The 12,149-nt window shown below is 69.4% G+C and carries 10 protein-coding genes and 1 riboswitch; of the genes, 4 read left to right on the top strand and 6 right to left on the bottom strand.

Going from position 1 to position 12,149, the window contains the following annotated elements; all coding sequences use genetic code 11:
* Window positions 1-93 precede the first annotated feature (93 nt).
* Window positions 94-228: riboswitch (cobalamin riboswitch) on the bottom strand.
* Window positions 229-395: 167 nt separating this feature from the next.
* The 5 genes from mctP to FGF04_RS13815 all read right to left on the bottom strand — a co-directional run bounded on the left by mctP (window position 396) and on the right by FGF04_RS13815 (window position 5,765).
* Complete coding sequence (mctP, locus tag FGF04_RS13835) at window positions 396-2,024, bottom strand: monocarboxylate uptake permease MctP (RefSeq protein WP_149511602.1); 1,629 nt, start codon at window positions 2,022-2,024, stop codon at window positions 396-398.
* Window positions 2,021-2,314 carry a DUF3311 domain-containing protein gene (locus tag FGF04_RS13830; protein WP_149511601.1) on the bottom strand — a complete coding sequence of 98 codons (294 nt, stop codon included), beginning with the start codon at window positions 2,312-2,314 and terminating at the stop codon, window positions 2,021-2,023. The genes mctP and FGF04_RS13830 overlap by 4 nt, the downstream gene beginning before the upstream one ends.
* Window positions 2,315-2,450: 136 nt before the next feature.
* Window positions 2,451-2,660 (bottom strand): YbdD/YjiX family protein, encoded by a 210-nt coding sequence (locus FGF04_RS13825; protein ID WP_149511600.1) that lies wholly within the window; start codon window positions 2,658-2,660, stop codon window positions 2,451-2,453.
* Window positions 2,632-4,785, bottom strand: coding sequence for a carbon starvation CstA family protein (locus FGF04_RS13820; protein WP_149511599.1), 2,154 nt, complete (start codon window positions 4,783-4,785; stop codon window positions 2,632-2,634). The genes FGF04_RS13825 and FGF04_RS13820 overlap by 29 nt, the downstream gene beginning before the upstream one ends.
* A 215-nt stretch (window positions 4,786-5,000) precedes the next feature.
* Window positions 5,001-5,765, bottom strand: coding sequence for a GntR family transcriptional regulator (locus FGF04_RS13815; protein WP_149511598.1), 765 nt, complete (start codon window positions 5,763-5,765; stop codon window positions 5,001-5,003).
* Window positions 5,766-6,183: 418 nt separating this feature from the next.
* On the opposite strand from FGF04_RS13815, the gene FGF04_RS13810 reads away from it, so the two are divergent.
* From FGF04_RS13810 to FGF04_RS13795, 4 genes are all read left to right on the top strand, one after another.
* Window positions 6,184-7,461 (top strand): extracellular solute-binding protein, encoded by a 1,278-nt coding sequence (locus tag FGF04_RS13810; protein ID WP_149511597.1) that lies wholly within the window; start codon window positions 6,184-6,186, stop codon window positions 7,459-7,461.
* Between the two features lie 87 nt (window positions 7,462-7,548).
* Window positions 7,549-8,556: a carbohydrate ABC transporter permease gene (locus FGF04_RS13805; protein WP_188114079.1), complete on the top strand. Its 1,008-nt coding sequence runs from the start codon at window positions 7,549-7,551 to the stop codon at window positions 8,554-8,556.
* The gene (locus tag FGF04_RS13800; protein WP_149511596.1) at window positions 8,553-9,383 is read left to right on the top strand and encodes a carbohydrate ABC transporter permease; all 831 of its coding nucleotides are present in this window, start codon (window positions 8,553-8,555) and stop codon (window positions 9,381-9,383) included. Before FGF04_RS13805 ends, FGF04_RS13800 begins: the two co-directional genes overlap by 4 nt.
* Window positions 9,384-9,392: 9 nt before the next feature.
* The gene (locus FGF04_RS13795; RefSeq protein WP_149511595.1) at window positions 9,393-10,886 is read left to right on the top strand and encodes a glycoside hydrolase family 3 protein; all 1,494 of its coding nucleotides are present in this window, start codon (window positions 9,393-9,395) and stop codon (window positions 10,884-10,886) included.
* Between the two features lie 215 nt (window positions 10,887-11,101).
* Here the strand turns inward: FGF04_RS13795 and nagB are convergent, their stop codons facing one another.
* Window positions 11,102-11,887 carry a glucosamine-6-phosphate deaminase gene (gene nagB / locus FGF04_RS13790; RefSeq protein ID WP_149511594.1) on the bottom strand — a complete coding sequence of 262 codons (786 nt, stop codon included), beginning with the start codon at window positions 11,885-11,887 and terminating at the stop codon, window positions 11,102-11,104.
* Window positions 11,888-12,149 lie beyond the last annotated feature (262 nt).

The raw sequence follows: 12,149 nt of genomic DNA, 5'->3' as shown, positions 1-12,149 counted from the left end.
TCGGGGCACACGGGAGTACCCGCTCTGGGCAGCGGTACGCCGCGTCCACCGGCCCACTCCGCGAGGCCCGGACGTCGTGCGCCCGGGCCGGGCGGCCTGGGCGCGCTGTCGGCAGGTCCTCGGACTGACTCCCGTACGCGCATGCGGGCATGCGCGTACAAGTACACCGTTGCGGGACAGTTCCGGATTCACACCGGATTCCCCTGCGACGACAGCGAGCATGAGCATACATCTAGTGCTGTGCCCGGGAAGCACCCCTACATCTTGTGTCGCGTCAGCGTATGGGGGGTGGTTGCTGTCCCTGGGGGCTCCGCCCCCAGACCCCCGTGTCGCGCTGCGCGCTCCCGCGCAGTTCCCCGCGCCCCCAGGTACCCAGGGGCGCGGGGGCGAGACCCCTAGTGGCTCGAACCGGCCGTGGCCGGCGGGAGTTCCACCTGGACTCCCGCGTCGCCCGCGTCCGCCGTGTAGTCCTCGGCAGAGGTCTCGTCGACACCCTCGGGAGCCTTCACCGCGCGCAGCACGAACGTCATGACCACCGTCACGATCACGTTCAGCACGATCGCCGTCAGCCCGATGTACCCGATCTCCCCGATCCCGGGGATCTCCTTCGACGAGCCGCCGAAGTGAGCCTGCGTCGGCGAGGCCACCCCGTACGCGGCGACCGTGCCGTACACCATGCCCACCGCCCAGCCCGCGAGCAGCGCCCACCGGTGGAACCAGCGCGTGAACAGCCCGCCGACCAGCGCCGGGAAGGTCTGCAGGATCCAGATGCCGCCCAGCAGCTGGAAGTTGATGGCGACCGTCTTGTCCATGGTCAGGACGAAGACCAGCGCCCCCACCTTCACGAGCAGCGAGACCAGCTTGGAGACCTTCGTCTCCTGGGCGGGCGTCGCGTCGGGCTTGATGAAGTCCTTGTAGATGTTGCGGGTGAACAGGTTCGCCGCCGCGATCGACATGATGGCCGCCGGCACCAGCGCGCCGATCCCGATCGCCGCGAAGGCCACGCCCGCGAACCAGTCGGGGAACATCGTCTCGAAGAGCTGCGGGATGGCCAGCTGCCCGTTGTCGACCTTGATGCCGGCCGCGATCGCCATGAAGCCGAGCAGCGCGAGCAGGCCCAGCATCAGCGAGTACAGCGGCAGGATCGTGGTGTTGCGCCGGATCACCTCGCGGCTGCGCGAGGACAGCGTCGCGGTGATCGAGTGCGGGTACATGAACAGGGCCAGCGCGGAGCCGAGCGCGAGGGTCGCGTACGTCCACTGGCCCGCCTCGCCGGGCACCAGGGCACCGCGCGGCGCGCCGGTGGCCGGGTTGGGCTGGCTGTACGCCTCGCTCGCCTTGGCGAAGATCTCGTCGAAGCCGCCCAGCTTGATCGGGATGTAGATGATCGCGACCGCGATGACGATGTAGATCAGCGTGTCCTTGACGAACGCGATCAGGGCGGGTGCGCGCAGCCCGGACGAGTACGTGTACGCGGCCAGCACGCCGAAGGCGATGAGCAGCGGCAGGTCCTTGACGAACCAGTTGGTGTCCTCCCCGCCGCCGACGCCCATCACGTCGAGGACGGCCTGGATGCCCACCAGCTGCAGCGCGATGTACGGCATCGTCGCCAGGATGCCGGTGACGGCGACCGCCAGCGAAAGACCCTTCGAGCCGAACCGCCCGCGCACGAAGTCGGACGTCGTCACGTACCCGTGCTTGTGCGAGACCGACCACAGCCGGGGCAGGAAGGTGAAGATTAGCGGGTAGACCAGGATCGTGTACGGGACGGCGAAGAAGCCGGCCGCGCCCGCCGCGTAGATCGCCGCCGGGACCGCCACGAACGTGTAGGCCGTGTAGAGGTCGCCGCCGAGCAGGAACCAGGTCACCCAGGTGCCGAACGACCGGCCGCCCAGGCCCCATTCGTCGAGCGTGTGCTCGTTGTCGGACCGCCGCCAGCGCGAGGCCAGGAAGCCCATGACCGTGACGGCCAGGAAGAAGAAGATGAAGACGGCGAGTGCGACGCCGTTCACGCCGTCCTTCATGCGGACACGCCCCCGTCCTGCGCCGTGCGGGCGGCCTTGCGGGCACGCTGGTCACGGTTCCACAGCGTGTACGCCGTCATCGTGAGCGCGGTCGAGATGAGCACCCACAGCATCTGGTACCAGTAGAAGAAGGGGATGCCGATGAAGGTCGGGTCGACCTTCGCGTACGACCCCACCCAGAGCATCGCCACGAACGGGGCGATCAGACAGAGGGCGATCACCACGCGCACCGGTGTTACGACCGGTGCCCTCTCCTCGGGCGCTCTGGGCGCATCCGGTGTTTCCGACATACGGCGGCTCCGTCCCCTCACTGATCACCTGTGCAACGCGCAGGAAATCTAAGGGACGGTTCCGCTTTATGGAACCCCCGTCCGCATAACGGATGTGCTGTGTCGCCGGACGACGGCGATCACGCGCGCCACGACGTCAGCAGCAGCGGAACCCCTGCCGCGGATCCGCGTCCTGACGGTCCGTGCGCATCCGCTCGAACTCCCGCCGCGAGGGCACGTCCGCGTCGGGCCGGTGCGCCCGCACATGTGCCACGTAACGGTCGTACCCGGACTCGTCGGTGAGCTCCCGCACGTACCAGCGCACGCTCCTGGCCGCCCTAGCCGCGCGGTTCAGCGCCGACCGCATCGCGCACCTCCTCCTTCTCCCGCCTGGTCGGGACCAGCCCGGCCGGGGCGACGATCTGCGACTCGACGTACGGCGCCTCGCTGAGCGAGGAGAGCGCGGGACGGCGTACGTGCCGGATGCACACCCGCGTCGCGTCCGCGATCACGACGACGACGAGCAGGGCGAGGACCGCCGTCAGGACGCCGTCGACCGTGGAGTTCGTGACGATGGTGTGCATGTCGTCCATGGTCTTCGCGGGTGCGACGATCTCGCCCCGGTCGATGCCGGCCTGGTAGACCGAGCGCTGCTCGAAGAAGCCGACGCGCGGGTCGCTGGAGAACACCTTCTGCCAGCTCGCGGTGAGGGTGACCGTGGCGTCCCAGACCAGCGGGACCCCGGTGATCCAGGCCCACTTGAGTCGTCCGGACTTGACCAGCAGGGTCGTGCAGACGGCGAGGGCGACGGCGGCGAGGAGCTGGTTGGAGATGCCGAAGACCGGGAAGAGCTGGTTGATCCCGCCGAGCGGTTCGTGGACGCCGACCCACAGGAAGTAGCCCCACAGCCCGCAAACGATGCCGCTCGTGATGACCAGGCCGGGCTTCCAGCTCACGTTCCTGAAGGGTTTGTGGACGTTGCCCAGCATGTCCTGGAGCATGAAGCGGCCCACCCGGGTGCCCGCGTCGAGCGCGGTCAGGATGAACAGCGCCTCGAACATGATCGCGAAGTGGTACCAGAACGCGCGCAGACCGCCCCCGGTGACCTCCGAGAAGATCTCCGAGACGCCGACCGCGAGCGTGGGCGCGCCGCCGGTCCGCGACAGCAGGGAGGACTCCTCGACGTTCTTCGCCGCGGCGGCCAGGTCCTCGGGGGAGATCTGGTACCCCCAGCCGCTCACCACCTGCGAGGCGTTCTGGACGGTGTCCCCGATGACCCCGGCGGGCGCGTTCATCGCGAAGTACAGGCCCGGGTCGATGACGGACGCCGCGATCAGCGCCATGACCGCCACGGACGACTCCATCAGCATGGAGCCGTAGCCGATCAGCCGGACCTGCGTCTCCTTCTGGATCATCTTCGGCGTCGTGCCGGAGGAGATCAGGGAGTGGAAGCCGGAGAGCGCCCCGCAGGCGATGGTGATGAAGACGAACGGGAAGAGCGAGCCCGCGAAGACCGGCCCGTCGCCCTGCGAGGCGAAGTCGGTCACCGCGTCCATCTTCAGCGTCGGCAGCGAGACGACGACCCCGAGGGCGAGCAGCACGATCGTGCCGATCTTCATGAACGTGGAGAGGTAGTCGCGCGGCGCCAGCAGCATCCACACCGGCAGGATCGAGGCGATGAACCCGTACGCCACCAGCCAGACGACCAGCGTCGAGGGCGCCAGCGTGAAGGCGCCGGCCCAGGACGACTCGGCGACCCAGCGGCCGGCGACCAGCGCGAACAGCAGCAGCGCGATGCCGATCAGCGAGACCTCGGAGACCCGGCCGGGCCGCAGGACCCGCAGGTAGAAGCCCATCAGCAGGGCGATCGGGATGGTCATCGCGATGGAGAAGGTGCCCCACGGCGACTGGGCGAGCGCGTTGACGACGACCAGTGCGAGCACCCCGAGCAGGATGATCATGATGGCGAAGGCGGCGATCAGGGCGGCCGCGCCGCCGAACGGGCCGATCTCCTCGCGGGCCATCTGCCCCAGCGAGCGGCCGTCGCGGCGGGTGGAGAAGAACAGGACCACCATGTCCTGCACCGCGCCCGCGAAGATCACGCCGACGATGATCCAGATGGTGCCCGGCAGGTACCCCATCTGCGCGGCCAGTACGGGCCCCACCAGCGGCCCCGCGCCCGCGATCGCCGCGAAGTGGTGGCCGAGCAGGACCCGCCGGTCGGTGGGGTGGAAGTCGATGCCGTTGTTGAGGCGTTCGGCCGGGGTGGCCCGGGTCCCGTCGACCTTCAGCACCTTGTGGGCGATGAACTTCGCGTAGAAGCGGTAGGCGATGGCGTACGAGCCGAGGGCGGCCGCAACCGTCCAGGCGGCCGAGACCTCCTCGCCCCGCGAGAGTGCGAGCACGGACCATCCGGCCGCACCCACCAGTGCGACGAGGGTCCAGATGACGATGCTGCGGGGAGCTGCCTTGCGGGGGCTGTCGGTGCGCACGGGTCGTCCTCCCGTCCATGGCTGACGGGAGGACGGTAAACCAGGAACCCACCTGGCGCTATACCACCTGCACCAGGTGGTGCAGGTGGCTCAACTGGCGCACAGTGAAACGGAGTTGGTCAAGGGTGCCCCGTCAGGGGCGCGGGGAACTGCGCGACCAGCCACAGCGGACCCGCACCCGACACCGCACCCCAGCCACCCCCCACCACACAACCTCAGTCCGTGGGCCTCTTCAGGCGCGCAACGAACTTGTACCGATCCCCCCGATAAACCGACCGCACCCATTCCACCGGCTGGGAATCCAGATCCACCGAGTGCCGCGACAGCATCAGCATCGGCAACCCCACGTCCGTCCCCAGCAACCCCGCCTCCCGCGGAGTCGCCAGCGACGTCTCGATCGTCTCCTCCGCCTCCGCGAGCCGCACGTCGTACACCTCCGCCAGCGCCGTGTACAGCGACGTGTACTTCACCAGCGACCGCCGCAGCGCGGGAAACCGCTTCGCGGACAGGTGCGTCGTCTCGATCGCCATCGGCTCCCCGCTCGCGAGCCGCAGCCGCTCGATCCGCAGCACCCGCCCCCCGGTGGTGATGTCGAGCAGCTCCGCGAGCGTGTCGTCGGCGGTGATGTACCCGATGTCCAGCAGCTGCGAGGTCGGCTCCAGCCCCTGCGCCCGCATGTCCTCGGTGTACGACGTCAGTTGCAGCGCCTGCGAGACCTTCGGCTTCGCGACGAACGTGCCCTTGCCCTGGATCCGCTCCAGGCGCCCCTCGACGACCAGCTCCTGCAGCGCCTGGCGCACGGTCGTGCGCGAGGTGTCGAACTCGGCGGCGAGCGTCCGCTCGGGCGGTACCGGCGTCCCCGGCGGCAGCGTGTCGGTCATGTCGAGCAGGTGCTTCTTCAGGCGGTAGTACTTGGGCACGCGCGCGGTACGGATGGGGGCCCCACCCTCGTTCTCCGCACTGCTGACGTCGGTGCTCATACTCTGCCTTCCCGGCTCCGGGTGCCGATGCGGCCGGCGTACGCGCCGGCCACGGCTCACATCGTGGCACGCCCCACCGTACGAGTGTCCTCCCGCACGCTGCGTGATCCCCTCTATATACCGTCGGGGTCCCTTTTGGTCTAGTCCATAGCTCCGGCGGGAGTCTCCGCGCAGGGCGCCCCCACCTGCACGGAGGGCCGCCCGTTCTGTCGCCCGTGTAGTGAAAGGTCCCTGCATATGTAGGTCACGTAACGGACCGTCCGGAGCGCCCTCAGGACCCTTGACACCCCTCTAGGTCTAGTCCAAGCTCCCCGTACTGGTCTAAACCATTGAGGACCAGGTCCCGGCCCCACGGGCAGTACTCGTCGTAAGTCACGCGGTGGGCAGGGGGGTTGCTGGCATCCCTGAGGAGGATGACGTGAATCGCAAGCTCATCGCGGCCGTCGGTGTCGCGGGCATGTTGATGTCGGTCGCTGCGTGTGGCGGCGACGACGGTGACGACGGCGGCAAGGCCGGCGCCGACGGCTACAAGGGCCAGACCCTGACCGTCTGGGCCATGGACGGCTCCACCCCGGACGGCTGGACCGAGGACGTCACGGCCGCCTTCGAGAAGAAGACGAAGGCCAAGCTGAAGTTCGAGACCCAGCAGTGGAACGGCATCCAGCAGAAGATCACCACCTCGCTCTCCGAGGAGAACCCGCCGGACGTCCTGGAGGTCGGCAACACCCAGACCCCCGCCTACGCGGCCACCGGCGGTCTCGCGGACCTGAGCGACCTCAAGGAGGAGATCGGCGCCGACTGGACCAAGGCCCTGAACGAGTCCTCGGTCTACGAGGGCAAGCAGTACGCCGCCCCCTGGTACTTCGCCAACCGCGTCGTCATCTACAACAAGAAGGTCTGGGCCGACGCCGGCCTCACCGACGCCCCGAAGACGCGCGCCGAGTTCTTCGACGCCCTGAAGGCCATCGACAAGAAGACCGACGCCGAGCCGATCTACCTGCCCGGCCAGAACTGGTACTTCTTCGACGGCCTGACCATCGGCCAGGGCGCCGACCTGGTGAAGAAGGAAGGCGACAAGTACGTCTCCAACCTCGCGGACCCGAAGGTCGGCAAGGCCATGGAGCTCTACAAGCAGTACCAGTCCTACTCCAAGGCCCCCAAGGACAAGGACGAGGCGACCCCGCAGCAGGCCGAGGTCTTCGCCAAGGGCAACGTCGGCGCCTTCATCGGCATGGGCTGGGAGGCCGGCACGGCCATCGCCGCCAACAAGAAGATCGAGAAGGACATCGGCTACTTCACCATCCCCGGTGAGACGGTCTCCGAGCCCGAGGGCGTCTTCCTCGGCGGCTCCAACTTCGCGGTCGCCGCGGGCAGCAAGAAGCAGGAGCTGGCCAAGGAGTTCCTGAAGATCGCGCTGTCCGACAAGTTCGAGGGCGCGCTCGCCAAGGAGAACGGCGTCATCCCCAACAAGGAGGCGCTCCAGATCCACCTCGCGGGCAACGGCGCCGCCGAGGCCGCCGCCCCGGCCGCGGCCGGCGGTGGCACCACGCCGCTGATCCCCGAGTGGGCCGCCGTGGAGAACGACCCCAACCCGATCAAGGCCTACATGACCGCGGTCCTGAAGGGGAAGTCGCCCGCCGCCGCCGCCAAGCAGGTCGAGGCGGAGATCAACAAGCGGCTCGCGCAGAGCAGCTGATCCCCGCCGTGCCGGGGACGGCCCCTTCCGTCCCCGGCACGCCGGCGCATCCGACTGCGACTTTCGACGGTGGAAGAGATGGCGAGCATGTCAGTGCAGACCGAACGCACGGACACAGGCACGGGCACGGCCGCGGCGCCCGGTGTCCGTAAGACAGACGTACCCCCGCCCGCCGACGGCACGGGCTCGGGCCCGGCGAGGAGAAGCAGCGGCGCGTACGCCCCGTACCTGCTCCTGCTGCCCGCCCTGCTCGCCACGGTGATCCTGCTCGGCTGGCCGCTCATCAAGAACGGCATGCTGTCGTTCCAGAACCTCAACCCGCGCCAGCTGATCCTCCACCTCACCGAATGGCGGGGGATCGACAACTACACGGACGTCCTGAGCAGCGACGACTTCTGGAAGGTCGTCCAGCGGACGGTCGTCTTCACCGCCGCGAACGTCGTCCTCATCATGGTGCTCGGCACCCTCGTCGGCCTGCTCCTCGCCCGGCTCGGCAAGCGCATGAGACTGGTGCTGATGCTCGGCCTGGTGCTGGCCTGGGCCATGCCCGTGATCGCCGCGACCACGGTCTACCAGTGGCTGTTCGCCCAGCGCTTCGGCGTCGTCAACTGGCTGCTCGCCAAGGCCGGCTGGTCGTCGATGGCCGACTACAACTGGTTCGGCACCCAGCTCTCCACCTTCTCCGTGATCACGCTGCTGATCGTCTGGCAGTCGATCCCGTTCGTGGCGATCAACCTCTACGCCGCCACGACCACCATCCCCAAGGAGCTGTACGAGGCCGCCTCCATCGACGGGGCCGGGATGTGGAAGAGCTTCACGCACGTGACCTTCCCCTTCCTGCGGCCGTTCCTGTGGGCGACGACCTTCCTCGAGGTCATCTGGGTGTTCAAGGCGTTCCCGCAGATCTTCGCCATCAACAAGGGCGGCCCCGACCGGCTCACCGAGACCCTGCCGATCTACGCGTTCGTCGAGGGCCCCGGCAACCAGCACTACGGCATGGGCGCCGCGATCTCGTTCCTGACGATCCTGATCCTGCTCGCCCTGACCGCCTACTACCTCCGTACCGTTCTCAAGCAGGAGGAGGACGAGCTGTGAAGCGCTCCCTGATGGGCCGGCTGTGGCCCAACGCGACGGCCCTCGTCCTCTTCGCCGTCTTCGCGTTCCCCGTCTACTGGATGTTCGCGACCTCGCTGAAGCCCACCGGCGACATCATCGCGGACGACCCGGTCTTCGTACCGACCGACATCACCTTCAAGCACTTCGGCAAGGCGCTCGACGCCGAGAACTTCTGGACGCTGGTCGGCAACTCGCTGACGGTGACCGTCCTCGCGGTGGGCTTCTCCCTCGTCATCGCGCTGCTCGCGTCCTTCGCGCTGGCCCGCATGCGGTTCAAGGGCCGCCGCGGCTTCCTGCTGACCTTCATGATCGCGCAGATGGCGCCGTGGGAGGTCATGGTCATCGCGATCTACATGATCGTGCGCGACGCCGACCTGCTCAACAGCCTCGTCCCGCTCACCGTCTTCTACATGATCATGGTGCTGCCCTTCACGATCCTGACGCTGCGCGGATACGTCGCCGCCGTGCCGAAGGAACTGGAGGAGTCGGCGATGGTGGACGGCTGCACCCGCAGCCAGGCCTTCGTGAAGGTCATCTTCCCGCTGCTCGCCCCGGGCCTCATGGCGACCTCGCTCTTCGGCTTCATCACGGCGTGGAACGAGTTTCCGCTGGTCCTCATCCTCAACAAGGACGCCGAGAAGCAGACGCTGCCGCTGTGGCTCTCCAGCTTCGAGTCGACGTTCGGCGACGACTGGGGGGCCACCATGGCCGCCGCCTCGCTCTTCGCCATCCCGATCCTGGTCCTCTTCGTCTTCCTCCAGCGCAAGGCCGTCAGTGGGCTGACCGCCGGCGCCGTGAAGGGATAACGCCACCCGATGACCACCATTGCCTCCGGCACGGACACGCTGACCCGCGACGCCCTCGCCGTCCTGCAGCCCGGCTTCACCGGGACCGCCGCCCCCTCCTGGCTGCTGCGGCGGCTCGGCGAGGGCCTCACCTCCGTCGGCCTCTTCGGCCGCAACATCGCCTCGGCCGACCAGCTCGCCGCCCTCACCGCCCAGCTGCGCGCGGAACGCGACGACGTCCTGGTCGCCATCGACGAGGAAGGCGGTGACGTCACCCGCCTCGAGGTACGCACCGGGTCCTCGTTCCCCGGCAACCACGCGCTCGGCGCGGTCGACGACACGGCGCTCACCGAGGCCGTCGCCCACGAGCTGGGCCGCCGGCTGGCCGCCTGCGGCGTGAACCTCAACTGGGCGCCCTCCGCCGACATCAACTCCAACCCCTCCAACCCCGTCATCGGCGTACGGTCCTTCGGCGCCGACACCGCCCTGGTGGCCCGGCACACCGCCGCGTACGTCGCCGGGCTCCAGGCCGCCGGGGTCGCCGCCTGCACCAAGCACTTCCCGGGCCACGGTGACACGGCGGTCGACTCCCACCACGCGCTGCCGCGCATCGACGCCGACCTGTCGGTCCTCCAGGCCCGCGAACTGGCCCCCTTCCGCGCCGCGATCGCGGCCGGCACCCGGGCCGTGATGAGCGCGCACATCCTGGTGCCGGCCCTCGACCCGGCCCACCCCGCGACCCTCTCGCGCCGCGTCCTCACCGGGCTGCTGCGCGAGGAGCTCGGCTTCGACGGGCTGATCGTCACCGACGGCATGGAGATGCAGGCCATTTCCGCCACCTACGGCATCGAACGCGGCAGCGTCCTCGCGATCGCCGCCGGCGCCGACGCGATCTGCGTGGGCGGGGGACTGGCCGACGAGGCGACGGTCCTGCGGCTGCGGGACGCGCTGGTCGCGGCGGTCCGCTCGGGCGAACTCCCCGAGGAACGGCTGGCGGACGCGGCGGCCCGGGTCCGGGCGCTGGCGTCCTGGACCGCCTCGGCGGGCGCCGCGGCACCGGCGTCCGCCGACGACCCCGGCCCCGAGATCGGTCTGGTGGCGGCCCGGCGCGCGCTGACCGTCACCCGCGGCCCGCACCACGCGCCGCTCACCGAGGCGCCGTACGTCGCGGCCCTCACACCCGTCGCCAACATCGCCGTCGGGGACGAGACCCCCTGGGGAGTCGGCGCCGAGCTGCGCCGCAGGCTGCCGGGCACGGAGACCGGGAGCTTCTCGGGGGAGGGGGCCGGGGCCGAGGTCCTGGCGGCCGCCGGATCCCGCCGCGTGGTCGCCGTCGTCCGCGACGTCCACCGTCACGCCTGGATGGCCGAGGCCCTCGACGCCCTGGTCACCGCCCGCCCCGACACGATCGTGGTCGAGATGGGCGTACCCCAGGCCCCACCCCGCGGAGCCCTCCACATCGCCACCCACGGAGCAGCCCGGGTATGCGGCCAGGCAGCCACGGAGGCCATCACCACCCTGTGACCGGGAATCCCGGTACCGAGGTCTTCTCAGGGCTGCGTCGTGGCCGGTCGCGCAGTTCCCCGCGCCCCTGAAAAGCGCCCTTCAGGGGCGCGGGGAACTGCGCGACAAGCCCCCACCGGACCCGCACCCGACATCGAACAGCCGGCCGCGTCGGCAAACGAAAGGCGCCGGACTCCCACGGGGGAAGCCCGGCGCCTTTCGCGTACCCAGAACCCCTAGATCCCCTGCCAGGAGGGCTTATTGGCATACGTYTGCCGAAAATAGTCCGCAAGCTTCAACTTCGACGCAGCCGCCTCGTCCACCACAACCGTCGCATGCGGATGCAACTGCAGCGCGGAGGCCGGACACACCGCCGCCACCGGCCCCTCGACGGTCGCCGCCACGGCGTCCGCCTTGCCCTCACCCGTGGCGAGCAGCACCAGGTGCCGCGCCTCCAGGATCGTCCCGATCCCCTGCGTGATCACGTGGTGCGGCACCTGCTCGATGTCGCCCCCGAAGAACCGCGCGTTGTCGACCCGCGTCTGCTCCGTCAGCGTCTTGATCCGGGTCCGGGAGGCCAGCGAGGAGCACGGCTCGTTGAACCCGATGTGCCCGTCGGTCCCGATGCCGAGCAGCTGAAGATCGACCCCGCCCGCCTCGGCGAGCGCCCTGTCGTACGCCTCGCACGCCGCCCGGACGTCCTCGGCGGTCCCGTCCGGGCCGAGGAACGCGGCCGGGTCGAGCCCCAGCGGCTCCAGCACCTCGCGCCGCAGCACGGACCGGTACGACTCGGGATGCTCGGCCGGCAGCCCCACGTACTCGTCGAGCTGGGCGACCCGCGCCCGGGAGACGTCCACGGCCCCCGACGCCACCTGCGCCGCCAGCGCCTCGTAGACGGGCAGGGGTGTCGAACCGGTGGCGACCCCGAGCAGGGCGTCGGGCTTGTGCCGGAGCAGCTCCGCCATGGCCCCGGCAATGAGCTCGCCACCCGCCTTGGCGTCCGAAACGATGACAACTTCCACGCTGGGCCTGCCGTTCTGAAGGGGAACTCACCTGCGTATGTGGTATAGACCAATCTAACAGAGTGTGCCTCCCCAGTCGCGTCCCGCGGGAAGCCTGTTGCCGACCGCCGCCGGACGGATCCGACTGTGGACCCGCCCCACGGATCCGCCCCACCGGTGAACCGCCCGGGGCTAGGCTGCGTGGTGGATGAAGGATGTGGACGCCGGACGAAGAGACGGCAACAAACATCCCGCTACGCATGGACAGGCGGAGTGGTCTAGT

Source organism: Streptomyces apricus (assembly GCF_008369065.1).
GTDB classification, from domain to species: Bacteria; Actinomycetota; Actinomycetes; order Streptomycetales; family Streptomycetaceae; genus Streptomyces; species Streptomyces apricus.
Note: the sequence above shows the minus strand (reverse complement) of the source record. Positions and strands in the feature narration are given on the sequence as shown.